The following is a 24395-nucleotide window of genomic DNA, read 5'->3' as shown; positions in this document are numbered from 1 at the left end:
ATATGGCACCGCTGAAGATTGCCCTGTTGGGCATTGGGCTCGACACTTACTGGCCACAATTTGATGGTTTATAAGCGCGTTTAAAAGGCTACCAGCATGACATCGCCGAACGCCTGCAAAATGACGGACATAACGTAACTGACGGAGGCCTGGTTGATAACTTGCAAAAAGCCGATGCCTTGGTCAGCCGTTTTCATCAGGCAGAATGCGACGTTATCTGCCTCTATATTAGTACTTACGCGCTCAGCGCCACGATTCTATCGCGGGTGAAAAAACTCGGATTACCCGTGATCATTCTGGCACTGCAACCGGAAACCGGGTTGCCCTATCAGAAAATCCGCGACATGCAGGATCGCGGTACCCGCACCGGCGAATGGCTGGCGCACTGTCAGCTATGCAGTGCGCCAGAATTAGTCAACGTCTTCAACCGCGCCGGTATCCGCTATCAGTTGCTGGTCGGTGCGCTTAACGGCGATCCTCTGGTTTGTTCACAGTTGAACGAGTGGTTGCTCGCCGCCAGGCTCAAAAAAGCACTGGCCTGCTGCCAGATTGGCGTGCTCGGGCACTATTACGACGGCATGGTAGATGTTTACTCCAACATGACCAACCTGTCGGCCCGGCTTGGTGTGCGCTTTAAACCGCTGGAGATGTGCCAGTTAGTGGCATTACGCCAGCAGGTCACTTCTGCTCAACGGCAAGAAAATGGCAGGAAGTACAAAACACGCTTGATGTCGATGATAGCTGTGAAGTCGAAGAACTTGAGCGCGCCACCCTGACCGACTGCGCGCTGGATGCCTTAGCACATGTTCACCAGTTGGGTGCTTTGGCCTATTTATTAGATATTGGCAATACCAACAGCCGCTACCGTTTCCCGCTTAATGTGCGGGAGTTCTCCGTAAAATGGTCCTGTGGCGGCCCGGCGCATCATTGCGCTATTGGGCTTGGGCATCAGGGAAAAATCATTGAAAATCTGGCCTGGCTGCTGGGCGTTGAAGCCCGCCGTATCGCCTGACCAAACAGGCGTTCAGTACAGCGTTGGAACGGGCAGGTTTCTGTGCAGATCACCGGCGAACCGCTGCCGGTAATCTCGCGGCGAGACACCACAGGCACGGTTGAATACCACCGAGAAATAGTTACTGTCATCAAACCCGCATTTAGCCGCCACCTCGCCAATGGTTTGATGACCATAGCGCAGCAAACTCATGGCGCGACACAGCCGTAGTTGCCGCAGATAGTGCGACACGCTCATTCCGGTGTGTTGCTTAAACAGCGTGCGTAAACCCCGGGAACTGACGCCATGCTGCGCGCAAAAACTGTCGAGATTAAAAGAGTCGCTGATGTTGCCCCGCAATGCCATCAGCAGTAAATCCAGCTGATGGGCATCCGGCAGCACTCCGCTGTTTGGCGGATGGCGATAACGCAGCAGTAACAACGCTAACTGCATCAACAGGGTTTCGCTCAACTGCACCGACAGAGATTCAGATTTCATACACTCTGTCGCCAGTTCATCTACTTTTTCCCTCAGTACTGTCATCCCGAGAGAACTCAACCGCCAGTAACGCTGCTCCTGACTTACAAATTCTTCAGGTAACAACTGTGCCCACTCAGCCGATAAACCAAACCGATCGCGGCAATAGAGGATGTTATCCAGCGCCAGTTCATTGACTGACTCATAGCTGTGGCGATCGGTGGCATTGATATAAAAAAGATCCCCGCAGGTAATGGGGTAGGGGACACCATTCCAGATGTGCAGACCGTTTCCGCGCCACACTATGACCAGTTCGTCAAAATCGTGGTCGTGGCTGGGGAAGTTCGCCTGCGGGTGACGTTCAGCCACCATGACAGAATTTTTATTGGTCAGGAAAAAATCATTCTTCATTAACTTCAGCGACATAGTGGCTATCCCAAACCCGGTCAGACCAAAGAATATAAAAGGTGTCGCAGCTAACGCAGTTGGTTGCGCATTAACTTCGGCGACACCGAGAATTCACGACGAAACTGCGTCGAGAAGTGATTGCTGTCGCTGAAACCGCAGGCGTAGGCGATGTCAGTGATGCTTTGATCGCTGTGATGCAAACGGCGGCGGGCTTCAAGTAGCCGCAACCTGTTTAGATAGCGCTGCGGTGTCATTCCGGTATGCTGCTTGACTTGACGATGCAAGGTGCGCAGCGCCAGAGAAAAACGATCGGCCGCCTCCAGCCAGTTCACCTCTTCACTGTAATGCTCCTGCAACCATTGCAGAAGTTGATTAACTTTATTTTCCGATCCATCCCGCATTTGTGGCTGAAAACAGTCCTGATAAAGCAAAATAAGCAGATGTAGAAACTGGCTTTCGGTGGCAGCAATCTGCTCAGCACCGACCCCCGCTGACTGGCGTTCCAGCACGGTGATACATTGCAGCACCTGCTGTAGAATACTTGGGCTAAGTTGCCAATGGGCCTGCTGCTGATAATGATGCTCTTGTGGCAAAAAACGGCCCACATCATGCAGAAAACGAAAAGCCTGCGGCGAACGGAACAGCACATTGGTCAGGCGCAGGTTATCTACATTTTCAAACAGATGGTTGTCGTTGGCGCGAACAAAACAGACCGTGCCGGTAGTCAGTGTGTAAGGGGCATCGTTAAAGATGTGCACACCGCATCCACTTTCCACCAGCATGATTTCATGGAAGTCATGGTAGTGCTCAGGGAATGCCGATTGTGGAGTGCGCCGTTCAACCGTCACGGTCAACTCAGGCGCTGCAAAATAATCATCACCGATCAGTAACGTCATTCACCACCTCCAGTTCAGAAACAGGATAAGTATACTCAGTGAAATGACCTTATCCTGCTCGGCAGCCAATAACCTTAAAACGGCGGCGCTGAAAGCACGATCAGTTGTCATTTTTCAAAGATTTTATGCCTGTTGAACGGAACTGCGGTAAAGATCACATCTCCCTTCTTATGTCTCTCATCCTGTTGCATTCAAAGCCTGAATATCCCGCTTTTGGCTTGTTTTGTGATCCGCCTCGCATCTACCTTTTTAATGCTGCCAGCCCGCCAAACTCCGTGGCATTCATCGGAAGGTGGCAGTAAAAAATCTCCCTTACACTGCGGTCATATCTGATAAGGAATGGCCACGATGACACTCCACCACATTGCCGCAATTGACCTTGGCGCCTCGAGTGGCCGCGTGATGCTCGCGACATTCAATACCGAACATGTAGGGACACTCCCAACCTTCGAGCTTAAAGAGGTTCACCGTTTTCCTAACTGTTTGAAAACTGTGAATGGGCACGACACCTGGGATCTGGACGCACTGGAACACCATATTCTGACCGGACTGAAACGGCTGGATGCATCGGGGATCCATATCGACAGCATCGGTGTAGACACCTGGGGCGTGGATTTTGTCCTGCTCGATAAACAGGGGAAGCGCGTCGGCCTGCCCGTCGCCTATCGTGATAAACGCACCGACGGCGTGATGGCCAGCACCGTCAACACGCTTGGCCGCGAGGCGATTTACCGTACCACCGGCATTCAGTTCCTCTCTTTCAATACGCTCTACCAGTTAAAAGCCTTTACCAGCCAGCAGCCGGAACTCACCGATCAGGTCGAGCATCTCCTGCTGATGCCAGACTATATTCATTACCGCTTAACGGGCGCACTGAACTGGGAACACACCAACGCCAGCACCACGCAGATGGTCAATTTGAGTACCGGCGACTGGGATGACACCCTGCTCAGGCACATTGGCGTACCGCGCCGCTGGTTGGGGAAACCGTCGCAGCCGGGCAAAAGACTGGGCAACTGGACCACGCCGCGCGGCCATCAGGTGCCGGTGCTCAGCGTCGCCACCCACGATACCGCCAGCGCCGTCGTCGCCGCGCCGATGACCGGCCAATACTCTGCCTATCTCAGCTCAGGTACCTGGTCGCTGATGGGCATCGAAAGTCCGAAAGCCTTCACGCACGCCAGCGCTTTGCAGGCCAATTTCACTAATGAAGGCGGGATCAACGGCAGCGTGCGGGTGTTGAAAAACATCATGGGACTGTGGCTGCTGCAACGCATGTGCGGCGAACTGAACGTCAAAGATTTACCCGCGCTGATCGCTGCCGCCGCCGGCCTGCCGCCGTTTATCAGCCTGATTAATCCCAACGAAGCGCGCTTTATCAATCCACCATCGATGGTGGATGCAATACGTGACGCTTGCCGTGAACACGCTGAACCGGTACCGCAAAGTCCGGCCGAGCTGGCGCGCTGTATCTTCGACAGTCTGGCGATGCTTTACCGCCAGACTGCGTTGCAGCTGGCTGAACTTCAGGGTGCCCCGCTGGATGAAATTCATATCGTCGGCGGCGGCAGTCAGAACGCCTTTCTTAACCAACTCTGCGCTGACACCTGCCAAACATCGGTCACCGCTGGGCCGGTCGAAGCTTCAACCCTCGGCAATATCGGCTGCCAGCTAATGGCCCTGAATCTGGTCGAGAACGTCACGCTTTACCGGCAGATCCTTGCCACCAATTTCAAGCAGCGGCGCTATTTGCCGCAACCCCAACCCGAACTTGCTATCCACTGGCGCCGTTTTCAGGCGCTGAGCCACGCCAATGAGGAGCTCACAGTATGACGTCATCTACTTCTATCGAAAGCGCATGGACACTCGCCAAAGAACGCTTTTCCCAGCTCGGTATTGATGCCGAAGCCGCCATGAAAAAACTCGACACGCTGCCGGTCTCCATTCACTGCTGGCAGGGCGATGACGTTGCGGGATTTGAGAACCCTGAGGGCGCGCTGACCGGTGGGATCCAGGCCACCGGCAACTACCCCGGAAAAGCCAAAAATGCCCGGCAGCTGCGTGCCGACCTGGAACAGGCTATTTCGCTGATCCCTGGCCCTAACCGACTGAACTTGCACGCACTTTATCTCGAATCCGACACACCGGTGGCACGCAACGAAATTGAACCCAAGCACTTCAGCCAGTGGGTCGAATGGGCGAAGAAAAATAAACTGGGGCTGGACTTCAACCCGTCCTGCTTCTCGCATCCGATGAGTGCAGGCGGTTTTACGCTGTCGAGCGCCAATCCGGCGGTCCGCCAGTTTTGGATTGAACACTGTCAGGCCAGCCGCCGCGTTTCCGCGTCCTTCGGTAAAGCACTGAATACGCCTTCGGTAATGAATATCTGGATCCCCGACGGCATGAAAGATCTCACCGTTGACCGGTTAGCGCCGCGTCAGCGCCTGATGAGCGCCCTGGATGAGGTAATTTCAGAGAAGCTTGACGCCCGCCATCATATCGATGCGGTAGAAAGTAAGCTTTTCGGTATTGGATCTGAAAGCTACACCGTCGGATCCAATGAGTTTTATCTCGGTTACGCGGCCAGCCGCCAGACCGCGTTGTGTCTGGATGCGGGGCATTTCCATCCGACAGAGGTTATCTCCGACAAAATCTCCAGCGCTATGCTGTTTGTCCCACGCCTGCTGCTGCACGTCAGTCGCCCGGTGCGCTGGGACAGTGACCACGTGGTGCTGCTGGATGACGAAACTCAGGCGATCGCCAATGAAATTGTGCGTCACGATCTGTTCGACCGCGTACATATCGGCCTGGATTTCTTCGATGCCTCCATCAATCGCATTGCAGCGTGGGTGATTGGTACCCGCAACATGAAAAAAGCCCTGCTGCGCGCCCTGCTGGAACCGACGGACATGCTGAAAAAACTCGAAACCGGCGGTGACTACACCGCGCGTCTGGCACTGCTGGAAGAACAGAAATGCCTGCCGTGGCAGGCCGTGTGGGACATGTACTGCCTGCGCCAGGACGTACCGGTCGGCGGCCAGTGGCTGGACAACGTCCGCCATTACGAAAAAACCGAACTCGCGAAACGCTAAGCCCGTTAACGCTCTTTATTAACAGAACTGTTTTTTAACCCGTTTCTTTTATAGGTAATTCACCATGAAAACTTTACTCAACGCTTGGTTTGTACAGGGCATGATCAAAGCCACGACTGACATGTGGCTGAAGGGCTGGGACGAGCGTAATGGCGGCAACGTCAGCTTGCGCCTGCTGCCAGAGGACATCGCTCCTTATAAAGCAGATTTTTACACTGAACCACGCAACATAGCCCTGACTCAACCGGCACCGGAACTGGCGAATCAATACTTTATCGTTACCGGCTCCGGCAAGTTCTTCCGCAATGTGCAGTTGGCGCCCACCGAATCGCTGGCAATATTGCAACTCAACAACCAAGGCACGGGTTATAGCATTCTATGGGGCCTGACCGCTGGCGGACTGCCGACCTCTGAACTGGCCACGCATCTGCAGTCGCACGCCGTGCGCATCAATGTTACCCAAGGTCAGGATCGGGTGATCATGCATTGCCACGCCACCAACCTGATTGCGCTGACCTACGTGATGGAGCTGGATAACGCGAAATTCACCCGTGAAATCTGGGAGTGCAGTACTGAGTGTTTGGTGGTATTCCCTGACGGTATCGGCATTGTGCCCTGGATGGTACCGGGTACCGATGGCATCGGTGCGGCGACTTCCGATCAGATGCAGCATCACAGCCTGGTGCTATGGGCCTTCCACGGTATCTTCGGCAGCGGTCCGTCACTTGACGATGCCTTTGGCCTGATCGACACCGCCGAGAAATCGGCAGAAATACTGGTGAAAGTGATTTCGATGGGTGGCAAGAAACAGACTATCTCCACCGAAGAACTGATCGCGCTGGCCAAGCGGTTTGAGGTCACGCCTTTTGCGGCAGCACTGAAAGCCTGATTAAAAGGAATTTCACCATGAGCTTTATGTTAGCACTACCCAGAATTAGCCTGCACGGACAGGGCGCAATTGAAGATATGGTTGCCATGTTAGCGCTTAAAATCCCAGGAAAAGCGCTGATCGTGACCGACGGCCAACTGGTTGAACTCGGCCTGCTTGACGGACTGTTTTCGGCCTTGAAGAAGGCAGGTTTACCCTACGCTATGTATAGCGACGTACTGCCTAACCCGACTTCAGAAGTGGTCGACGAGGGTTTTCGCCGGTATCAGCAAAATCAGTGCAATTACCTTATTGCCTTCGGCGGCGGCAGCCCGATTGATACCGCTAAAGGCATCAAAATTCTGACTGCCAATCCGGGGCCGGTGACCGCTTATTCCGGTGTCGGCAAAGTGAAGAAAGCGGGCGCTTTTCTGGTCGCTATCAATACCACAGCCGGAACCGCTGCTGAACTGACGAGTAATGCGGTGATTATCGACAGCCAGCGTGCGGTGAAAGAAGTGATCATCGACACCAACTTGATCCCGGATATCGCCGTGGACGACCCGTCGATCATGGTCGCAATTCCGGCCAGCGTCACGGCTGCAACCGGTATGGATGCCCTGACGCATGCCATCGAGGCTTATGTTTCGGTTGGCGCTCACCCACTGACCGATCCGACTGCACTCGCTGCTATCACGACGATTACCGAATGGTTGCCGAAAGCGGTGGAAAACGGAAAAAACCTTGATGCCCGTGAAAGAATGGCTCAGGGCCAGTATCTGGCTGGTATGGCATTTAACAGCGCCGGTCTTGGGCTGGTACATGCACTGGCGCATCAGCCGGGAGCAACCCACAACCTGCCGCATGGTGTCTGCAATGCCATTCTGTTACCGGTGGTCGAGGCCTTTAATCGCTCTTCCTGCCCGCAACGTTTCGCTGATATTGCCCGCGCGATGGGCGTTAAAATTGAGGATATGAGTGAGGAACAGGCTAGTCATGCCGCCATTGATGCGATCCGAAAATTGTCAGAACGGGTCGGTATTCCGGCGGGTTTCAGGCAATTAAGCATCACAGAAAAGGATATCGAAGGTTGGCTGGATAAAGCCCTTGCTGACCCTTGCGCGCCCTGTAACCCGCGCCGCGCCAGCCGCGAGCAGGTCCGCGAGTTGTATATCAACGCCCTGTAAGCTTTTGCTCCTCCCTCTGACAAAGGGAGGAGCAATTATCGTCCCTTTTCCGGAGAACATGATGATCCGCAAAGCCTTTGTTATGCAGGTAAATCCAGACGCTCACGCTGAATACCAGCGGCGGCACTCGCCTGTCTGGCCGGAGCTGGCCGCGACCCTGAAAAGCCACGGAGCACATAACTACAGCATTTTTCTCGATGAAAAACGCCATCTGCTGTTTGGTGTGGTGGAGATTGAATCAGAAGAGCGCTGGAACGCGGTAGCGCAGACGGAGATCTGCCAGAAGTGGTGGAAGTATATGGCTGACCTCATGCCAGCCAATGTCGATAACAGCCCGCTCAGTGACTCACTTATACCGGTTTTTTACCTCGACTGACCGGCTTTCTTTTCGCTGCGGGTTGAATGACGCCGGGAGCACCGGTAAAGCGTGTAGCCGCAGGGTTGCTGGTGAATTTCGGTCTGTGAGAGGCATAACCTCGTGCCCGGTCGTCGGCGCTTTCAGCCGGGATCAGACAGTCGGCACGGCTGCCAATCAGATGCTTTAGACCCAGCGCATTCAGCCCTTCACGGATCACCGGCCAGTTGAGAGGATCATGATAGCGCAGCAGCGCTTTATGCAGGCGGCGCTGGTGCTCGCCTTTTGGCACCACCACATCCTCACTTTTATAATCAACCTTATTAAGCGGATTCTTGCCACTGTGATACATCGTGGTCGCGCTGGCGAGCGGAGACGGGTAGAAGTTCTGCACTTGGTCCAACCGGAAGCTGTTTTCCTTCAACCACAGCGCCAGATTGACCATATCCTCATCGCGTGTGCCTGGATGTGCTGAAATAAAGTAGGGGATAAGATACTGCTTTTTGCCCGCCAGCTGGGAATAGTGATCAAACAATTTCTTGAAACGATGGTAGCTGCCCATGCCCGGCTTCATCATTTTTGACAGCGGTCCGGCCTCGGTATGTTCCGGCGCGATCTTCAGATAACCTCCCACATGATACTCAGCCAGCTCCTTAATATACAAAGGATCCCGCACCGCGAGGTCATAACGCACACCGGAGGCAATCAGGATTTTCTTGATACCTTTTAGTGCTCGTGTACGGCGATACAGTTTGATGGTGGGTTCATGATTAGTATCCATATGGTTACAGATATCGGGGTAGACACAGGAGGCCCTGCGGCAGGTTTGTTCGGCACGTGGTGACTGGCAGCGCAACATATACATATTAGCGGTCGGACCACCAAGATCGGAGATAACGCCGGTAAAGCCCGGAACCCGGTCGCGGATCTCTTCAATCTCTTTGACTATCGACTCTTCCGAGCGACTCTGAATAATGCGTCCTTCGTGTTCAGTGATGGAACAGAACGAGCAACCCCCGTAACACCCACGCATGATATTGACCGAGAAGCGGATCATCTCATAAGCCGGAATGCGTGCTTTGCCGTAGGATGGATGCGGTACGCGCTGGAAGGGCAGGGCAAAGACCAAATCCATTTCGTCGGTCGCCAGCGGGATCGCTGGCGGGTTGATCCACACATAGCGGTCGCCATGTTTTTGCATTAGCGCCCTTGCACAGCCTGGGTTAGTTTCATGATGTAAAATGCGCGAGGCATGGGCGTACATCACTTTGTCATTTTTTACTTTCTCAAAGGACGGCAGGAGCACGTAGGTTTTCTCCCACGGCTTTGGTTGTGGCGCGCGAACGTTGATTGGCTGAGGGCCGTCGGGTTTAGGCAGTACCCCTTCGGCACACGGCAGATCTTCACCATACGGATTCATTATAGGTTCGATACGGCCAGGATTGTCGAGACGAGTGGAATCAACACCGCTCCAGCCGCTCAGCGCCATTTTGCGCATGATAGCGGTATTACGTACGTCAACGATGTCAGTGATCTTCTCTCCCGCAGCCAGCCGATGTGCGACTTCTATTAACGGTCGTTCGCCATTGCCATAAATCAACATGTCGGCTTTGGAATCCACCAGTACTGAACGGCGAACCGTGTCCGACCAGTAGTCATAATGGGCAATGCGCCGCAAGCTGGCTTCGATGCCGCCAAGCAGCACCGGCACATCGCTGAATGCTTCTTTGCAGCGCTGCGAGTAAGCCACGGTAGCGCGATCCGGACGCATCCCTCCCTTATTATCTGGCGTGTAGGCATCATCATGGCGCAATTTTCGATCCGCCGTATAACGGTTGATCATCGAGTCCATATTGCCTGCCGTTACGCCAAAGAACAGATTGGGCTTGCCGAGTTTCATGAAGTCTTCTTTGCTGGTCCAGTCAGGTTGAGCGATGATCCCGACGCGATAGCCCTGTTTTTCCAGCATCCTTCCCACGATCGCCATACCGAAGCTCGGATGATCGACATAGGCGTCGCCGGTTACTACGATCACATCGCAGCTGTCCCAGCCAAGTTGATCCATCTCCTTTCGCGACATCGGCAGAAAAGGCGCCGTGCCAAAACATTCAGCCCAGTAGAGTGGGTAGGAAAAGAGGTGACGATCGGGTTGGATCAGGCTGATGGACATGAGATCTCTTCGTGCATAAACACAGTTTATTAATAAGCTTTTCTTATGTAAAAGCGCTTGGTAGTCAAAATTTTTGAGGCGGGGGATTATACGGTGAAGCCGCGCGAGACGTGGGCAAGAAGCATGTTAACCTGCGCGATATCAAAGTTTTTTACACCCAAAGGCAGGATAGCGTGAGCAAAATCCCATCACTCTAAGATTATCCTTATGCTGAATTGCCGACTAACATGTTAGAAAGTGTATAAATAAGCTTCAAACCGTAATTAAAGATATCTTATCTTTAGACGTTTATGGCCCCGGCCAAACGGGCTAAAACCTGTTTGTCCCTCAGACCGAGAGAAGCACACCGTGACAATATTGAAACCTCTTCTGGCACGCAACCGCAGCTGGGCGCAGAAACAGCGTCAGAGCGATCCTGACTACTTTCAATTTACTTCCCAACCGCAGCAACCCCATACGCTGTGGATCGGCTGTTCCGATAGCCGTGTTCCGGCCGAAGTCCTGACTGGTGCGCATCCCGGCGAACTGTTTGTGCACCGCAATATCGCCAATATGGTAATTGCTGAAGACGATAATCTGATCAGCGTGCTGCAATATGCGCTGGAGTATCTGAAGGTTTCCGGCATTGTTTTGTGCGGTCACTATGGCTGCGGCGGGGTGCAGGCGGCGGTGCAACTACCTGAGATGCCGCTGGCATCAGAAGACAGCGCATTATCACGCCGCATTCGTCATTTACGTCACACCCTGCAAGCCCCGCTGGAGGATTTCCACCGTACCAAGAGTGATGACAGCGAGCGGCTTAACCAACTGGTTGAAGCCAACGTTTTGACTCAATTCTCCACTCTCATCTCCACTGCTCCGGTTCAGGCTGCCTGGCGACAAAGCACTCCTCTTCACGTTTTTGGCTGCGTCTACGACCTGCACAGCGGTCACCTCAAACCCTTGGTGCAGCAAAGTGCTGCCGGGAGTGCGGACTATGAATAAGTCTTTCGATTTTTCCACCCTGCGTTATGACATTCCCGCCGGTGTTGTGGTGTTTCTGGTGGCCTTACCGCTCAGCCTTGGTATTGCTCAGGCCAGTGGAATGCCGCCTTTTGTTGGCTTGCTAACCGGCGTTATTGGCGGCGTGCTGGTCACGCTGCTCAGTCCGTCGCGCTTTGCCGTCAGCGGTCCGGCAGCAGGTTTGGTCACCATCGTGGTTGGCGCGATGCAAACCCTCGGTTCCTTCTCTACTTTGCTGCTGGCATTAATGCTGGCGGGCGTGCTGCAAATTATCTTCGGTATTATCAAGGCCGGCCGCTTCGTCTCGCTGGTCCCTGGCTCAGTCATTCAGGGCATGTTGGCGGCGATCGGTGTGTTGCTTATCCTGCAACAAATTCCGGTCGCGCTGGGTTATGAAGGGGATGGTGGCCTGAAAGCGTTAATCGCCGATCCGTCCGTCAGCATTTCTCCGGCTTCGCTGCTGGTCGCTGCGGTGGCCTTACTGATTTTATGGGGGTGGACTACGGCTCCGTTCAAACGCATCAAATTGATGACCTATATTCCGGGCCCACTGATTGCCGTGCTGTGGGGGAGTCTGGCGGTGATCTTTGGTGACCGCATTCTGCCGGATGTCATGCAATCGCTACCGCGCATTACTTTGCCTAAATTCGACAGCGTCGATGAAGTCACCGCGCAGTTGGAGACGCCGAACTGGAGTGCATGGAACAACCCGCAGGTTTATATCATCGCCGCCACGCTGGCATTGGTTGCCAGTCTGGAAACGTTGCTCAGCCAGGAAGCGCTGAAAAAGCTTAAAGAGCAAACTCCCGCACCCTCGCCAAACAAGGAGATGCGCGCACAGGGCATTGGTAATCTGGTCAGCGGCTTTCTCGGCGGTCTGCCGATCACCGCCGTGATTGTACGCAGTTCGGTTAACGTCAATACCGGCGCACGCAGCAAGATTTCCATTCTGCTGCACGGCATTCTTTTACTGTTATGTGGCATGTTCTTCAGCGATCTGTTGAATACCATCCCGCTGGCCTGTCTGGCGGCGGTTCTGCTGTATACCGGGTATAAGCTGGCATCGCCCGAGCTGTTCATCGCTCAGTGGCGTCTTGGCCTGCCGCAGTTTTTACCGTTTCTCGCGACGCTTGCGGGGATTTTAGTGTTCGGGATGCTGGCGGGTATCGGTATCGGTTTACTGGCTCAACTGCTGTCGAGTACCTACAAAAGTCATCGCAATGCGTTACAGCTGACGCGTTACGAAAATCATTACGTGGTACGTTTTCAACAGAACCTGACTTTCTTGCACAACCCTCGTTTGCAGAGCTTACTGGCCGAAATACCGGACAATAGCGTGGTTCGTGTCGAACAAGACAACGCCGACTACATTGATCCGGATGTCAAAGCCGTATTGTCCGAATTTGGCGCGAAAGCTTCGGGGCGTGGCATTGTTCTGGACCGCTGGCCGAGTTAGCTCCCTCAGCTTGACCATAAAAAACGGCCTGCCGGGAAACCGGGCAGGCCGTTGGACTTTTTCGCTATCTGCGTTATTTGGCGAGTGCCTCGAAGACTTTTTCTACTGCCACCGCGCCGGGATCTTTTACCCCTTTCAGGCTGCTGCTGTTGAGGTAAGAAGAGCGGCCCGCGTTGGCTTTTTTCATGCTGGCGGTTTCTTTCGCGCCTTTTACTGCCGCTTTGGCGGCGGCTTTCAAGTCATTGTTCTTACCGAGCGCTTCCAGTGCCGGTTGCAGCGCATCAATCAGGGTGCGATCGCCCAGATCTGCACCGCCATAATGTTTCATGCGCTCAAGACCAAACAGCAGCGCATCGGCCACTTTTTTGCCCTCCTGCGCCTTCTGCCCGGCAGCGGTAAAGAAGATCGACATTAGCACGCCGCTGGAGCCTCCCATCACCGTTGCCAGTCGATCACCCACCAATGTCAGTAATGCCGACAGATCGTTGAGTGGCAATTTTTTGCCTTGGTTCTGCTCCTGAATATCACGAGCACCTGACGCAAAGGTGGATCCAGTGTCACCATCGCCCACTTTGGCATCCAGCTTGTTCAGCTCATCCTCCAGTCCTGATAGGGTTTGGGTGATGGTCTCGATAATTTTGCCGACCTCAGCATTGGCCGAGGCCTTCACTTTCACCTTCTGGCTGATTTTTTTGGCTTTCTGCGTCGGTAGTTTTTCCAGTTTAACCATCGGCTGCCAGCCGGAGGCTTCCACTTCTGCCAGCAGGGCTTTCTCAATATCATCCGTCAGGACAATGGCCGACAGTGAAAAACCTTTCATATCCAGCGCACTGACCAGTGCCGCAGGCCCCATCAGATAACGAATGGATTTACCCAGTGCAGAGTGCACAAGCTCTTTGGTCAGTTGGTTCATCTCCAGCGGAGAAACGCCGCCAAGGTTGTTGATAAGAACAGCCAGTTTGTCGCTCTTCTTCAGCTGTTCCTGTAGCTTATCCACCAGCGTAGTGATAACTTTTTCGCTGTTCTGGGTCTTGAGTTTTGATATGCCTGGTTCGCCGTGAATGCCCAGACCGAGCTCGACATGACCGGCTGGAATACGACTCTCTTCATCTTCTTCACCGCTGTCGCCCGGCAGGCTGCAACCTGCCATCGCCACGCCGATGCTTGAAATAGCATCAATAGCTTTTTGCGCCGCCGTCGCCACGGCTTTAAGCGATTTACCGTGTTCGGCCACGTAACCGGCAATTTTATGTACCAGCACCGTTCCGGCAATGCCGCGCGGCTGTTTATTGTCTGGCAACGAAATGTCATCAGACACCATCACCAGATCGACGTTATAACCGAGGTTTTTGGCTTTTTCCGCCGCCAGGCCGAAGTTAAGGCGGTCACCGGTATAGTTTTTAACGATCAGCAAGCAACCTGCTTCGCCAGTGACCGCCACGATGGCGTGGAGTACCGCATCCACGCTTGGTGAGGCAAATACGTCGCCGCACACGGCGGCAGTCAACATGCCTTTGCCGACGAAACCGACGTGTGCCGGTTCATGACCTGAACCCCCTCCGGAAATCAGCGCGACTTTTTTCTTATCCCAGTCGCTGCGTACCACCACGCGGATGGCCGGATCGACATCCAGTTTGGCGAGATTTTTGTAGGGGGAGGTCAGGATTGCGCCTTCAATCACGTCGTTAATCAGATTCTTGCGGTCATTCATGAAAAATTTAGACATGCCGATTCGTCCCTTTAACTGTTTTTAGGTGTTGTGGGTTTCACATAACATCAGATTCAACATAGCACAGAGACGACGGGTAATCAGTTGCAGGCTAAGACCTTAATAGCCAACCCACCGCGTGAAGTCTCGCGGTACTTGGCATTCATGTCTTTGCCTGTTTCGTACATGGTTTCGATCACTTTATCCAGACAGACACGCGGTTCGCTGGTGCGGCGCAGCGCCATACGCGAGGCATTCACGGCTTTTACCGCCGAGATAGCATTACGCTCAATGCAAGGTACCTGCACCTGTCCTGCCAGCGGATCACAAGTCAAACCAAGGTGATGTTCCATGGCGATTTCTGCTGCCATAAACACCTGTGCGGTACTGCCGCCCAGTAGTTCAGTCAGACCGGCAGCCGCCATCGAACAAGCTACGCCGACTTCACCCTGACAACCGACTTCTGCGCCGGAGATAGAGGCGTTCATTTTAAACAGCACGCCTACGGCACCTGCCGCCAGGAAAAAGCGGCTGTAAGAGTCGGGGCTGACCGGGCGAATAAACTGATCATAGTAAGTCAGTACCGCCGGGATAATGCCGCAGGCGCCATTGGTTGGCGCAGTGACTACGCGCCCACCCGCCGCGTTTTCTTCATTGACCGCCATGGCATACATGTTGATCCAGTCAACCACACCCATAGGGTCGACATTGTTCTTGTCCTGAGTGACCAGAATTCGGCGCAGTGCTGCGGCACGGCGGTTGATTTTCATCGGGCCCGGGAGTAAGCCTTCGGTATGGATACCTCGCGTAATGCCTTCGCTCATCACATTCCAGATTGCCGCAAAATGCTCAGCAATTTCAATACGTGAATGCCCGGCTAACTCGTTTTGTAGCATAACGCCCGACAGTGACAGGCCGGAGTCGTTGCAGTGCCGCTGTAAATCTTTCGCACAATGGAATGGAAATGGCATGGTGACGATGCTCTCTTCCTCTATACCAAAACGGCTGGATTCCACAATAAAACCGCCGCCAATAGAGTAATAGGTCTGACTATAGAGCAGGGTCTCATCGTTAAATGCGCTCACCGTCATGCCGTTTTCATGCAGCGGCAGGTTGCCGGAATGGAATATCATCGACAGTTCCAGAGGGAAATCGACTTCTTTGGTGCCATTCGCCAGCATCAGTCTGCCACTGGTTTCCACCGCATGGATAAAAGCCGGAATAGCATCTATGTCAACGGAATCCGGCAGATTCCCGGCCAGCCCCATGATAATGGCCAGATCGGTATGGTGCCCTTTACCGGTTAATGATAGAGAGCCGTAAATATCTACCACGACGCGGGTAGTCTTATTAATAAGGCCGAGAGAGATAAGTTCATCGCTGAATATTTTCCCGGCTTTCATTGGGCCGACAGTATGAGAACTGGAAGGGCCAATACCTATTTTGAAAATATCGAAGATGCTGATCACGTCTGACTCCATAGCTGTAAGTGTCAATATATTCGTCATACTTCAAGTTGTATGTGCGTTGGCTGTGCGCGCTCCACCCTAAAGGGGCCGCGGCAAGCAGCGTTCAAATCTGCTTCCTGCAGATAAGTCCTGCAACTCGAGTTATTTAGAGTATAAAGGGTGGGGCGAAGAATTCGCCGGAGAAACCAAAGATAAGAATTGAAATGGAACGTTAAAATATAAGCAGGTTTTACCCTGCTTATTATTAATTATTTAATTAAAGTTTAGCTCATCAGCGTATAAACAATTGCTGACATGGCAATCAGACCCATTATAACCACGAACACATTGCTAACATGGCCACTGTATTTTTTCATCGCAGGTACTTTATGGATAGCATACATTGGCATCAGAAATAATAGCATTGCTATTATTGGGCCGCCGATATTTTCAATCATCCCTAAAATGCTAGGGTTTAATGTGGCTACTAACCAGGTAGTTAATAACATGAAAATAGCGGTGTAGCGGTTCAGCGTCGGAAGTGCAATATTTTTCCCTTTGCTGCGCAGTGACTTAATTACTATGCCATTAAAACCTTCGCGGGCACCAAGATAATGACCGAGGAAAGATTTAGTGATAGCAATGAAAGCAATAAACGGCGCGACATAGGCAATCATTGGATTAGAAAAGTGGTTTGCCAGGTAAGAGAGGATCGTAATGTTCTGGGTTTTCGCTTCCATCAGGTTTTCCGGAGACAGGCTGAGTACGCAGCTGAATACGAAGAACATGACGGTTAACACCATCATGATGTGGCTATAAGCCAGAATGCGCGAACATTTTTTCTCAGCGCCTTCGCCGTACTCTTTACGCTTGGCAACCGCGAATGAAGAGATGATTGGCGAGTGGTTAAAGGAGAACACCATTACCGGGATCACCAGCCACAGGGTCATCATCAAGCCATTACCCACACCGTTACCGGAAACAGAGATGTTTTGGAATACAGACATATTCCAGTTAGGGATGAGATATAAGGCCAGCGCCATCAGCACGGCAACAAACGGAAACACCAGAATGCTCATCGCTTTAACGATCAGGTCCTGACCGAAATGCACGATACCCATCAGACCCAGAATCAGTACCAGAGAGAGTAATGCACGCGGTGGGGCGGTTAAGTGCATCTGGTGAGTAATAAAGCTTTCAACCGTATTGGTGATGGCGACGCTATATACCAGCAGGATAGGGTAAATAGCAAAGAAATAAAGCAGGGTAATAAGTTTCCCGGCGGAAATACCAAAGTGCTCTTCTACTACTTCGGTAATATCTTCACCAGCATTTTTTCCGGACAATACAAATCGCGTCAGACCGCGGTGCGCAAAGAACGTCATCGGAAAAGCAAGGACGGTCATAATAAGTAAAGGAATTAAACCGCCGATACCGGCATTAATAGGCAGGAAGAGTACGCCTGCACCAATTGCCGTACCATATAGACCCAGCATCCACATGGTGTCCGTTTTACGCCAGCTAGAGGTTGAGCCCCGAACCTGCGTATCAATATGTGTGTTGTCCATAATCCCTCGGTATAGAAAAATAAAATGCTATTTTAAAATCGGTTTTTATTACGTCATTTTCAGCGAGGTTTTATGCGACTCACGCGTTTTAAAAAAACCGTTCAAACGAATAAAACATATCACTAATGCCGGGATGATACCTACCGGTAGCATAAAAATCTGTCATTTCGTGTGGGATTGAGATCAAAGTCACGATTAATGATAGCTTCTCGATAATTCGGCTTGAGAATGGTGTTTTATTAACATAATCCACCTAGTAGAGCGCCCATTATTAATCATTCAGTAACAATTTATATTTGTAGTGATCGACATGTCCTCGGATATTATATGTACGAATTGTTCATAAAATGAACTTGGTGATTTTTATTCGTACAGATCTACTGCGTGGGCTATTTTATCTGGCCTGGTTAATATCTTTCTTAGTGCATATCTAAATATTATTTGTTATCAGGGAATATGCCACTGTGTTTCTGCATCAGCAGAGGGTTAAGTCTGTCAAGATCGAATCAGGTTGACTGATAAAAGCGGGAAAACTGGCGGGCACTGAATTTTAGACATAAAAAAGACGTCCGCAGACGTCTATTACATACTAATGGTGCGGGAGGAGAGGCTGCTCTTTAACATCCAAAGGACTCTGACACTTGAGCTCGCGCGTCTATTTATTATTCCCGCCACCTTCGCACAGGTATATCTTTAACTGCCTGATTTATATCACCGGATTGGTGCGAAGGGAGGGACTCGAACCCTCACATCCAAAGGACACTAACACCTGAAGCTAGCGCGTCTACCAATTCCGCCACCATCGCATACCGTGCCGTGCAATATAAATCTGGTCTTTCTAATTTTACTCTTAGTTGTATTGGTGCGAAGGGAGGGACTCGAACCCTCACATCCAAAGGACACTAACACCTGAAGCTAGCGCGTCTACCAATTCCGCCACCATCGCATTCTCAGCAAAGTATTCATACGAATTTTCTCTGCGAGCCATACAACTACGGGCCGAATTCTAGTGATTTCCTCACGGGCGTCAATACTTATTTCCTGCATTACGGACGTTTGGCGTAAAAAACAGCATATTCGCCATGAATAGAGCAATCCCTCTCAATTGCGCGGTTGAATTGCTCTCTTCATGGCCGCAGTGGGTGAAGGCTACGGCACAGAGATAATGCGCATTGTGATTAACGCTTCTTCTTTTTACCGTCACGTGGTGCACGGCCTAAAGTCGCCTGGTATACCTTGAAGCGGGCATTTTGCGCCAGCACTTCGTGACTGCCAAAGGTGTCGTCCAGCAGTGCGGCATAAGGCAGGAATGAGTTAGCAACAATGCGCAGATGGCCGCCCACATTCAGATGCTTCGCAGCACCGCGGATCAGTTGTTCTGCGGCGTGCAGGCTGGTCTGTAAACCTTCGTGGAACGGAGGGTTGGAGATGATCATGTCAAATCGACCCGCAATGTCAGAATAGACGTTGCTGGCGATCACCTCACCCTGCAGGTCATTCGCGGCAAGCGTGGCGCGGCTGGCTTCAATGGCTGCAGCGCTGACGTCACTGAGGGTGATTTTCATTTTTGGTGAATAGGTGGCCAATACCGCGGCGAGCACGCCTGATCCGCAGGCGATATCGAGCACTTTGCCTTTCACGGGTTGATCGAAACTGTTAATCAGCAGCAGGCTGCCGCTGTCGAGGCCTTCGCGGCTGAATACGCCTGGCAGTGTTTTGATGGTCACTTCTTCAACCATGTAAGTATCCCACCACGCTTCGGCGTTAAACTCAGGTTGTTTCTCCAGACGGCCATGATACAAACCGCAGCGGCGTGCACTGTCGATTTTGCTCACTTCGCAAATCTCTTCAAGCACGGTGTCAGCGCTGCGAACGCCGCAGCGGTTTTCACCGACGACGAATACATCAATGCCGATCGGCAGTTGTGACAACAGGTTGAACAGCTGGAATTTTGCTTCTTGCTTACTCTTCGGCCAGTAGTAGATCAGCAGGTCGCTTGACGCGATAAATTCAGCATCAGGCAGCAGGCTGAATTGCACGTTGTCCTGCAGCGCGCCGCCGAGCATTTGTGCATGGTGGTATTGGTTGGTGTGAACGCGAACCTCTTCGGCGCCGGTTTCTTCAACAAAATTGGTTGGTAGATCATCTTGTAAGTCACCGGCAAACAGCACGCGGCGCCCTGTAAATTCGTCACTGTGGCGCAGTATTACTTCACTTGCCGGGGTTAATGCAGACATCAGGTTGTGGCTCCTCAGGAATATAGCCCGGCATTATAGAGGTTTATTGGCGCACGTTCGATGGGTTTGCTAGCATAGCGCGGCATTATCGTAAATAAGCGGTGTGAATTAACCGGCGCGAATCTTCATAGCAACGGGTCGCCAACAGACAGGAATGGGCATGGCATCAAGACGAGACTGGCTGTTACAACAGATGGGTATTACGCAGTGGACGCTGCGAAAGCCGGCTGTTTTACAAGGTGAAGTGGCGGTCAGCCTGCCTGATAATACGCGGCTGTTGATTGTCGCCGACGTCCCACCTGCTGGCGATGACCCCTTGATCACCGATGTGTTGCGCTCGCTGGCACTGGCGGCTCAGCAGGTTTACCACCTGACGCCGGAACAGGTCACGATGCTGCCAGAAGGCACTCAATGCAATATTTGGCGACTGGGTATCAACGAACCGTTAGCGGTCGAAGGTACGCAGCTATCCAGCCCGGCGTTGTCCGAGCTTTACCAAAACGCCGGCGCCAAACGGGCGCTCTGGCAGCAGATTTGTGAAAATGAACAGCATTTCTATCCTGACACCCGCTGATTTACCCCGTGCTTTCCAAATTGAAAACGCCAGCCATGCTTTCCCATGGACTGAAAAGACCTTTGCCAGCAATCAGGGCGAACGTTATCTCAACCTGAAAATGATGCAGGGCGATGAGATGGCCGGTTTCGCCATCACTCAAGTTGTTCTCGACGAAGCGACGCTATTTAATATCGCCATCGATCCCGCCTTTCAGCGTCATGGGTTGGGCCGCGCTCTGCTTGAAGAGGTGATCCAGCAACTTGAGCTGCGGGACGTTGTCACACTCTGGCTGGAAGTCCGCGCCTCGAATAGCAAAGCCATCACGCTCTATGAAAGTCTCGGTTTCAATGAAGTCTCTGTCCGCCGCAATTACTACCCTTCCGCACAAGGCCGCGAAGACGCCATTATGATGGCGCTGATACTGGGCTGAATATGGCGAAAGAAAAACGTTGGGCAGCTATCGGCTTCTCCACTTTTGATAAATGGGCAAGTCGCATTGGCATCTCCTGGCCCGCGATAGAAGTGCATCTGGATGATGTGCTTACCCTCGCCCGGAGTGAATGGTCAAACCGGCTTGATTCACTTCCTATGGCAAATACCCATAAAGTCATTTTACGACGTCATTGGGCCTCATTGCCTGCCGACTTCAAGCTCTGAGAGTTTGCCGCCTGGAGCACAAAAAAACCATTGATTGCCCATCCAGGCCAAATCAGTGAAAATAGCCAGCTATAACTTATATTACCGCTTTGCCTGACGTCCTACTGACGTGATGAAACTCTGGTGTAATACACAGCAGTGCAGGGCGGCCAACCGAAGAAACGTGAAAACATGTCTCCAAGTGAACTCGCCCTCGAAGTGGCTAAGCGTCGTACCTTCGCCATTATTTCTCACCCCGATGCGGGTAAGACTACCATTACTGAAAAAGTGTTGTTATTCGGCAACGCCATTCAGACCGCCGGTACGGTTAAAGGTCGTGGCTCAAGCCATCACGCCAAATCTGACTGGATGGAAATGGAAAAGCAACGTGGTATTTCTATTACGACCTCGGTGATGCAATTCCCGTATAAAAAGTGTCTGGTCAATCTGCTCGATACCCCGGGACACGAAGACTTCTCCGAAGATACTTACCGTACCCTGACCGCCGTTGACTGCTGTCTGATGGTGATTGATGCCGCGAAAGGCGTCGAGGATCGCACCCGTAAGCTGATGGAAGTGACCCGTCTGCGTGATACGCCGATCCTGACGTTCATGAACAAGCTCGACCGCGACATCCGTGACCCAATGGAAGTGATGGACGAAGTAGAACGCGAGCTGAAAATAGCTTGTTCACCTATCACCTGGCCTGTCGGCTGCGGCAAGTTGTTTAAAGGCGTTTATCACCTTTATAAAGATGAAACCTATCTGTATCAGACCGGTAAAGGCAGCACCATTCAAGAAGTCCGCATCGTTAAGGGGTTAAATAACCCCGATCTCGATATTGCCGTCGGCGAAGACCTCGCCAAACAGCTGCGTGAAGAGCTGGAACTGGTGCAGGGCGCGTCGCACGAATTCGATCACGAAGCTTTCATCAGTGGTGATTTAACCCCGGTCTTCTTCGGAACGGCGTTGGGTAATTTCGGCGTGGATCATATGCTTGACGGTTTGATGGAATGGGCTCCCGCGCCGATGCCGCGTAAAACCGACCTGCGTGAAGTGAAAGCCGATGACGAGAAGTTCACCGGCTTCGTTTTCAAAATTCAAGCCAATATGGATCCAAAGCATCGCGACCGCGTGGCATTCATGCGTGTGGTGTCCGGTAAATATGAAAAAGGCATGAAACTGCGACAGGTCCGTACCGGTAAAGACGTGGTGATCTCTGATGCCTTGACCTTTATGGCTGGCGACCGTTCGCACGTGGAAGAGGCTTTCCCTGGGGACATCATCGGCCTGCATAACCACGGTACTATTCAGATCGGCGATACCTTTACTCAGGGTGAGAACATGAAGTTCACCGGTATTCCGAACTTCGCCCCAGAGATGTTTCGCCGGATCCGCCTGCGCGATCCTCTCAAACAGAAACAGCTGCTCAAAGGGTTGGTGCAGCTCTCCGAAGAGGGTGCGGTTCAGGTTTTCCGCCCCATCTCCAACAACGATTTGATTGTGGGAGCCGTCGGCGTACTGCAGTTTGAAGTGGTGGTGGCGCGTCTGAAAAGTGAATACAACGTTGAAGCCATTTACGAGTCGGTCAACGTCAGCACAGCACGTTGGGTTGAGTGCAGCGACGTGAAGAAATTTGAAGAGTTTAAGCGCAAAAATGAAGTGAACCTGGCACTGGACGGTGGTGACAACCTGACTTACATCGCACCAACCATGGTGAACCTGAACCTGGCTTCTGAGCGATATCCTGAAGTGAAATTCCGTAAAACCCGCGAGCATTAATTCTTTTTCATCGGTTTTTACCTCTAAAGACGGCCTTTGCGCCGTCTTTTTTTATCCTTATTCTTCCTGTTTTTTGATCACTCGTCACATTTACCCTGTTCGCTTTTTCCGCACCTTGACGGAAAAACAGGCAAAATGGCCGACTAATCTTAGGACTTGTCTGTATTCGGGGCTGTTATTAACGATCTTCCTACTGTTTTGCTCATTCTTGACTATATTAAATGTGTGTTTAGGGAAAAGTGGCTTAAAGCACTGCTTTTAGGTCACGATGCAGAGAGTTATATCGAAAGGCGATGAAAAGCCCGAATAAAACGAAGTACTCTGCTACATAGGATGTAAAAACTCAGCAAAACATTTTGTTAGAAGGCGTCACCAAAAATGTGGCGTACCGGGTCCGCGATTAGGGCTTATAAACTGAAAGGAAGAAATCGATGAAAAACTCTAAATTTGCCTATTCCATGATGGCTGTTGTTCTGGGTACCGCACTGATGAGCGGTGGCGCATTCGCTGCAACCACAAGTGATAGCGCAGGTGCAAAAATCGATAGTTCCATGAAGAAAGTTGATAACTACATGGGCGATAGTGCCACCACAGCAAAAGTGAAAAGTGCTCTGGTCGATGAGAAAGCGATCAAAAGCAGCGATATCTCAGTAAAAACAGATAACGGTGTGGTTACGCTGAGCGGTTTTGTGGGTTCGCAGGCAGAAGCTGAACAGGCGGTTGCCGTGGCGACTAAAGTTGAAGGCGTTAAATCCGTCAGCGACAAACTGCATACTAAAGACAGCAAAGACCAGACGGTGAAGGGCTATGCGGGTGACACCGCCACCACCACGTCGGTGAAAGCTAAGCTGCTGGCTGATGACATCATCCCTTCACGCATGGTGAAAGTTGAAACCACCGACGGCGTTGTGCAGCTGTCCGGTTCTGTAAAAGATCGTGCGCAGTCGGCCCGTGCAGAAAGCGTTGCTAAGACCGTTGACGGTGTGAAAAGCGTCAAGAATGACCTGAAAATTGTACCGTAAGCGTTGATGGTTAGTGGTAACAAGTCATTAATGTAATAAAGATTGCCTGTCACGTTGCAGGCAATCTGCTCTTATAAAGTCAGTATCAAAACACTATAAAACAGAACACATGGGGCCATTCGGCCTAAAAAAATTGCCAGTTTTTCTAACACTTTCATTTTTGCAGCTATCTTTAAAAGTAAGCATTTTTATTATCCGGCCAAAACCGGTTTTAAGAAGCCAAGCAGTAAGAAGCCAAATAGAAAGGTTTAACGTTGGGTTTAGGTCCGAAATATTGGACACCATGTGAATTGGGCAAAATTTAAAAATAGGGTAAGGAGAAGCTTATGTTTCGTTGGGGCATTATATTTCTAATCATCGCGTTAATCGCGGCGGCTCTTGGCTTTGGTGGTCTGGCAGGTACAGCAGCCTGGGCTGCAAAAGTCGTGTTCGTAGTGGGTATCATTCTGTTCCTGGTCAGCCTGTTTACCGGTCGTAAACGACTCTGACACCCTCACTGATAGAATAAGCACTGAATAATTCCTGCCGGAGATTGG

The 24395-nt window shown here is 51.8% G+C and carries 21 protein-coding genes and 2 tRNA genes; 14 read left to right on the top strand and 9 right to left on the bottom strand.

Annotated features, from left to right (window positions below):
- Positions 1-161 precede the first annotated feature (161 nt).
- Complete coding sequence (locus tag ACMV8I_RS12155) at positions 162-776, top strand: hypothetical protein (RefSeq protein WP_498865473.1); 615 nt, start codon at positions 162-164, stop codon at positions 774-776.
- 248 nt (positions 777-1024) lie between these two features.
- Here ACMV8I_RS12155 and rhaR read toward each other — a convergent pair whose 3' ends face one another.
- Complete coding sequence (gene rhaR, locus ACMV8I_RS12150; protein WP_498865472.1) at positions 1025-1894, bottom strand: HTH-type transcriptional activator RhaR; 870 nt, start codon at positions 1892-1894, stop codon at positions 1025-1027.
- A 50-nt stretch (positions 1895-1944) separates the two neighbouring features.
- Positions 1945-2772, bottom strand: a complete 828-nt coding sequence (gene rhaS, locus ACMV8I_RS12145) for an HTH-type transcriptional activator RhaS (RefSeq protein WP_498865471.1) — start codon at positions 2770-2772, stop codon at positions 1945-1947.
- Positions 2773-3120: 348 nt separating this feature from the next.
- Here rhaS and rhaB point away from each other — a divergent pair, with 348 nt between their 5' ends.
- The 5 genes from rhaB (at position 3121) to rhaM (ending at position 8295) form a co-directional block, all read left to right on the top strand.
- Positions 3121-4605 carry a rhamnulokinase gene (rhaB, locus tag ACMV8I_RS12140; protein WP_498865470.1) on the top strand — a complete coding sequence of 495 codons (1485 nt, stop codon included), beginning with the start codon at positions 3121-3123 and terminating at the stop codon, positions 4603-4605.
- On the top strand, positions 4602-5864 hold the full coding sequence (locus ACMV8I_RS12135) for an L-rhamnose isomerase (RefSeq protein WP_498865469.1): 1263 nt from the start codon (positions 4602-4604) through the stop codon (positions 5862-5864). Before rhaB ends, ACMV8I_RS12135 begins: the two co-directional genes overlap by 4 nt.
- Before the next feature lie 64 nt (positions 5865-5928).
- Positions 5929-6753: a rhamnulose-1-phosphate aldolase gene (gene rhaD, locus ACMV8I_RS12130; RefSeq protein ID WP_498865468.1), complete on the top strand. Its 825-nt coding sequence runs from the start codon at positions 5929-5931 to the stop codon at positions 6751-6753.
- A 17-nt stretch (positions 6754-6770) separates the two neighbouring features.
- Positions 6771-7919: a lactaldehyde reductase gene (gene fucO, locus ACMV8I_RS12125; protein ID WP_498865467.1), complete on the top strand. Its 1149-nt coding sequence runs from the start codon at positions 6771-6773 to the stop codon at positions 7917-7919.
- Between the two features lie 61 nt (positions 7920-7980).
- Positions 7981-8295 carry an L-rhamnose mutarotase gene (gene rhaM / locus ACMV8I_RS12120; RefSeq protein ID WP_498865518.1) on the top strand — a complete coding sequence of 105 codons (315 nt, stop codon included), beginning with the start codon at positions 7981-7983 and terminating at the stop codon, positions 8293-8295.
- Here the strand turns inward: rhaM and ACMV8I_RS12115 are convergent.
- Positions 8270-10444: a YgiQ family radical SAM protein gene (locus tag ACMV8I_RS12115; protein WP_498865466.1), complete on the bottom strand. Its 2175-nt coding sequence runs from the start codon at positions 10442-10444 to the stop codon at positions 8270-8272. The two genes, rhaM and ACMV8I_RS12115, sit on opposite strands and share 26 nt — an antisense overlap.
- Before the next feature lie 348 nt (positions 10445-10792).
- On the opposite strand from ACMV8I_RS12115, the gene ACMV8I_RS12110 reads away from it, so the two are divergent.
- Both ACMV8I_RS12110 and ACMV8I_RS12105 read left to right on the top strand, forming a co-directional pair.
- Positions 10793-11428 carry a carbonic anhydrase gene (locus ACMV8I_RS12110; RefSeq protein WP_498865465.1) on the top strand — a complete coding sequence of 212 codons (636 nt, stop codon included), beginning with the start codon at positions 10793-10795 and terminating at the stop codon, positions 11426-11428.
- Positions 11421-12902, top strand: coding sequence for a SulP family inorganic anion transporter (locus ACMV8I_RS12105; RefSeq protein ID WP_498865464.1), 1482 nt, complete (start codon positions 11421-11423; stop codon positions 12900-12902). The genes ACMV8I_RS12110 and ACMV8I_RS12105 overlap by 8 nt, the downstream gene beginning before the upstream one ends.
- A 73-nt stretch (positions 12903-12975) precedes the next feature.
- Here the strand turns inward: ACMV8I_RS12105 and ACMV8I_RS12100 are convergent, their stop codons facing one another.
- The 6 genes from ACMV8I_RS12100 to rsmC form a co-directional block, all read right to left on the bottom strand.
- Positions 12976-14628 (bottom strand): glycerone kinase, encoded by a 1653-nt coding sequence (locus ACMV8I_RS12100; protein WP_498865463.1) that lies wholly within the window; start codon positions 14626-14628, stop codon positions 12976-12978.
- Positions 14629-14711: 83 nt separating this feature from the next.
- Entirely contained in the window at positions 14712-16079 is a 1368-nt protein-coding gene (locus tag ACMV8I_RS12095) for an L-serine ammonia-lyase (protein WP_498865462.1), read from the bottom strand.
- Positions 16080-16342: 263 nt separating this feature from the next.
- The gene (locus tag ACMV8I_RS12090; RefSeq protein ID WP_498865461.1) at positions 16343-17626 is read right to left on the bottom strand and encodes an HAAAP family serine/threonine permease; all 1284 of its coding nucleotides are present in this window, start codon (positions 17624-17626) and stop codon (positions 16343-16345) included.
- Positions 17627-18346: 720 nt separating this feature from the next.
- Positions 18347-18432: transfer RNA gene (locus ACMV8I_RS12085), tRNA-Leu, on the bottom strand.
- Between the two features lie 54 nt (positions 18433-18486).
- Positions 18487-18572: transfer RNA gene (locus ACMV8I_RS12080), tRNA-Leu, on the bottom strand.
- Positions 18573-18804: 232 nt separating this feature from the next.
- Positions 18805-19863 carry a 16S rRNA (guanine(1207)-N(2))-methyltransferase RsmC gene (gene rsmC / locus ACMV8I_RS12075; RefSeq protein WP_498865460.1) on the bottom strand — a complete coding sequence of 353 codons (1059 nt, stop codon included), beginning with the start codon at positions 19861-19863 and terminating at the stop codon, positions 18805-18807.
- A 160-nt stretch (positions 19864-20023) separates the two neighbouring features.
- Here rsmC and ACMV8I_RS12070 point away from each other — a divergent pair, with 160 nt between their 5' ends.
- From ACMV8I_RS12070 to ACMV8I_RS12045, 6 genes are all read left to right on the top strand, one after another.
- Entirely contained in the window at positions 20024-20437 is a 414-nt protein-coding gene (locus ACMV8I_RS12070; protein ID WP_498865459.1) for a DNA polymerase III subunit psi, read from the top strand.
- A complete protein-coding gene (gene rimI / locus ACMV8I_RS12065) occupies positions 20406-20849 on the top strand; it encodes a ribosomal protein S18-alanine N-acetyltransferase (protein WP_498865458.1) in 444 nt (147 codons plus the stop codon). Before ACMV8I_RS12070 ends, rimI begins: the two co-directional genes overlap by 32 nt.
- A 2-nt stretch (positions 20850-20851) precedes the next feature.
- Positions 20852-21076, top strand: a complete 225-nt coding sequence (locus tag ACMV8I_RS12060; protein WP_498865457.1) for a hypothetical protein — start codon at positions 20852-20854, stop codon at positions 21074-21076.
- A gap of 171 nt (positions 21077-21247) precedes the next feature.
- Positions 21248-22837: a peptide chain release factor 3 gene (gene prfC / locus ACMV8I_RS12055; RefSeq protein WP_498865456.1), complete on the top strand. Its 1590-nt coding sequence runs from the start codon at positions 21248-21250 to the stop codon at positions 22835-22837.
- A gap of 431 nt (positions 22838-23268) precedes the next feature.
- Positions 23269-23859, top strand: a complete 591-nt coding sequence (gene osmY / locus ACMV8I_RS12050; protein ID WP_498865455.1) for a molecular chaperone OsmY — start codon at positions 23269-23271, stop codon at positions 23857-23859.
- A gap of 326 nt (positions 23860-24185) precedes the next feature.
- Positions 24186-24347 (top strand): DUF1328 domain-containing protein, encoded by a 162-nt coding sequence (locus ACMV8I_RS12045; protein ID WP_017493275.1) that lies wholly within the window; start codon positions 24186-24188, stop codon positions 24345-24347.
- Positions 24348-24395: the final 48 nt, after the last annotated feature.

This window comes from Ewingella sp. S1.OA.A_B6, assembly GCF_049889095.1.
Lineage (GTDB): Bacteria > Pseudomonadota > Gammaproteobacteria > Enterobacterales > Enterobacteriaceae > Ewingella.
The sequence above is the reverse complement of the archived record's forward strand: the minus strand, read 5'-3'. Positions and strand labels throughout refer to the sequence as shown.

Excerpts from the sequence above, each read along its gene's own strand:
- rhaR (WP_498865472.1), bottom strand. The coding sequence starts at position 1,894 with ATGTCGCTGAAGTTAATGAAGAATGATTTTTTCCTGACCAATAAAAAT.
- rhaS (WP_498865471.1), bottom strand. The coding sequence starts at position 2,772 with ATGACGTTACTGATCGGTGATGATTATTTTGCAGCGCCTGAGTTGACC.
- rhaB (WP_498865470.1), top strand. The coding sequence starts at position 3,121 with ATGACACTCCACCACATTGCCGCAATTGACCTTGGCGCCTCGAGTGGC.
- ACMV8I_RS12135 (WP_498865469.1), top strand. The coding sequence starts at position 4,602 with ATGACGTCATCTACTTCTATCGAAAGCGCATGGACACTCGCCAAAGAA.
- rhaD (WP_498865468.1), top strand. The coding sequence starts at position 5,929 with ATGAAAACTTTACTCAACGCTTGGTTTGTACAGGGCATGATCAAAGCC.
- fucO (WP_498865467.1), top strand. The coding sequence starts at position 6,771 with ATGAGCTTTATGTTAGCACTACCCAGAATTAGCCTGCACGGACAGGGC.
- rhaM (WP_498865518.1), top strand. The coding sequence starts at position 7,981 with ATGATCCGCAAAGCCTTTGTTATGCAGGTAAATCCAGACGCTCACGCT.
- ACMV8I_RS12115 (WP_498865466.1), bottom strand. The coding sequence starts at position 10,444 with ATGTCCATCAGCCTGATCCAACCCGATCGTCACCTCTTTTCCTACCCA.
- ACMV8I_RS12105 (WP_498865464.1), top strand. The coding sequence starts at position 11,421 with ATGAATAAGTCTTTCGATTTTTCCACCCTGCGTTATGACATTCCCGCC.
- ACMV8I_RS12100 (WP_498865463.1), bottom strand. The coding sequence starts at position 14,628 with ATGTCTAAATTTTTCATGAATGACCGCAAGAATCTGATTAACGACGTG.
- ACMV8I_RS12090 (WP_498865461.1), bottom strand. The coding sequence starts at position 17,626 with ATGGACAACACACATATTGATACGCAGGTTCGGGGCTCAACCTCTAGC.
- rsmC (WP_498865460.1), bottom strand. The coding sequence starts at position 19,863 with ATGTCTGCATTAACCCCGGCAAGTGAAGTAATACTGCGCCACAGTGAC.
- ACMV8I_RS12070 (WP_498865459.1), top strand. The coding sequence starts at position 20,024 with ATGGCATCAAGACGAGACTGGCTGTTACAACAGATGGGTATTACGCAG.
- rimI (WP_498865458.1), top strand. The coding sequence starts at position 20,406 with ATGAACAGCATTTCTATCCTGACACCCGCTGATTTACCCCGTGCTTTC.
- ACMV8I_RS12060 (WP_498865457.1), top strand. The coding sequence starts at position 20,852 with ATGGCGAAAGAAAAACGTTGGGCAGCTATCGGCTTCTCCACTTTTGAT.
- prfC (WP_498865456.1), top strand. The coding sequence starts at position 21,248 with ATGTCTCCAAGTGAACTCGCCCTCGAAGTGGCTAAGCGTCGTACCTTC.
- osmY (WP_498865455.1), top strand. The coding sequence starts at position 23,269 with ATGAAAAACTCTAAATTTGCCTATTCCATGATGGCTGTTGTTCTGGGT.
- ACMV8I_RS12045 (WP_017493275.1), top strand. The coding sequence starts at position 24,186 with ATGTTTCGTTGGGGCATTATATTTCTAATCATCGCGTTAATCGCGGCG.